The following is a 908-nucleotide window of genomic DNA, read 5'->3' on the forward strand; positions in this document are numbered from 1 at the left end:
CGGCACCGGGCGGTGGCGCGGCGGGCCGGATTGCCGTTGGCTTCCACCACTTACTACTTCTCGTCGCTCGACGATCTGATCGCACGCGCCGTCGAACACATCGCGATGATCGAGGTGGCGCAGTTGCGGTCGCGGGTCAGCGCCATGTCGCGCCGGCGCCGCGGACCGGAGACCATCGCCGAGGTGTTGGCGGACCTGCTCGTCGGCGACGTGTCCGGACCGGGCCTGACCGATCAGCTGATCTCGCGCTACGAGCGGCACATCGCGTGCACCCGGCTGCCCGCGCTGCGCGAGACCATGCGTCGCAGCCTGCGCCAGCGCGCCGAAGCGGTGGCCGAGGCGATCGAGCGCTCGGGCCGATCGGTGCACATCGAACTGGTGTGCACGTTGATCTGCGCGGTCGATGGCTCGGTGGTGTCGGCCCTGGTGGAGGGGCGCGACCCGCGCGCGGCGGCGCAGGGCGCGGTGGTCGACCTCATCGAGGTGCTCGCGCCGATCGATCAGCGGCCCGTGCAGATCTGAGCGCCCGTTACGCGCGGATCGGGTCCACCGGCAGCGACGGCGTCACGATGTAGCCGGTGTCGAGGTCGCCGTAAATGGTCACGTCCAGCGGGCGGCGCTGCGCGTACAACGCCACGTAGGCACAAACCACGGCATCGACCGGGTCTTCGGCGCGGCGCAGTTCGCTCTTGCGCTGCGCGGCCGTGACGGCCCGGCGCAGCGCGACCCAGCCGTCGTGCCCGGCCACGCGCAGCGGCACCGGGGCCCGCGCCAGCCGCTCGACGCCGTCCATGAGCAACAACAGCTCGGACCTGAGCCGCTCGACGCTGCGGCCGGGCTTCGCCTTGTATTTCAGGGTGCGCTCGAGGCGAAACAACGCGACGGTGGCCGCGTGGGGGTAGACCTCG

Annotated in this window: 2 protein-coding genes; one reads left to right on the top strand and one right to left on the bottom strand. The window is 71.6% G+C overall.

The window, feature by feature from the left end; genetic code table 11:
* Nucleotides 1–522 (top strand): TetR/AcrR family transcriptional regulator (locus A5622_RS02935; RefSeq protein ID WP_156752820.1); only part of this gene is annotated, 522 nt, incomplete at its 5' end.
* A gap of 7 nt (nt 523–529) precedes the next feature.
* On the opposite strand, the gene A5622_RS02940 is transcribed toward A5622_RS02935, so the two are convergent.
* Nucleotides 530–908 (bottom strand): DUF429 domain-containing protein (locus tag A5622_RS02940; RefSeq protein WP_156752821.1); only part of this gene is annotated, 379 nt, incomplete at its 5' end.

Source organism: Mycobacterium sp. 1245801.1 (genome assembly GCF_001673055.1).
Taxonomy (GTDB): Bacteria; Actinomycetota; Actinomycetes; order Mycobacteriales; family Mycobacteriaceae; genus Mycobacterium; species Mycobacterium europaeum_A.